A 645-nucleotide genomic window follows, 5' to 3' on the forward strand; every position below is an offset into this window, starting at 1 on the left:
CCATGTGGCCGAGGTTGGCTTTCGCGGCGCCGAGCCAGCAGGTGCCTCCGCCGGCGTCGGCGCGGCCGACGGTGGCGGCCAGCGCCTCGACCTCGATCGGGTCGCCGAGCGGCGTGCCGGTGCCGTGCGCCTCGATGAAGCCGATGCGGCCCGGCGCGAGCTGCGCCGACGCGAGCGCCTCGCGGATCAGCGCCTGCTGCGCCAACCCGTTCGGTGCGGCGAGCAGCGTCGAATGACCGTCCTGGTTGACGGCCGAGCCGCGCACCACGGCGAGCACGCGGTCGCCGTCGGCGATGGCATCGGCGAGGCGCTTCATCACGATCACGCCGCAGCCCTCGCCGCGGCCGAACCCGTCGGCGCTCTGGTCGAAGGTCTTGCAGCGGCCGTCCGGCGCCATGAAGCCGACCTTGCTGAGCGAGATCATCAGGTCGGGCGTCACCATCAGCGAGACGCCGCCGGCCAGCGCGATGTCGCTCTCGCCGTGGCGCAGGCTCTGGCAGGCCAGGTGGATCGCGACCAGCGACGACGAGCAGGCGGTGTCGACCGAGATGCTCGGGCCGCGCAGGTCGAGCAGGAACGACAGGCGGTTCGCCAGCACGCTGTGCACGGTGCCGGTCAGCGTGCGCGCGTCGATCGCCTCGGGGT

At 73.3% G+C, this 645-nt stretch carries 1 protein-coding gene; it reads right to left on the reverse strand.

The annotated features are described in order from the left end of the window. Nucleotides 1-645, reverse strand: a 645-nt coding sequence (locus tag AC1D01_RS37660) for a beta-ketoacyl [acyl carrier protein] synthase domain-containing protein (protein WP_477875054.1), incomplete at both ends; no start/stop codon positions are given.

It is taken from the genome of Rhizobacter sp. P3_B12 (assembly GCF_056402895.1).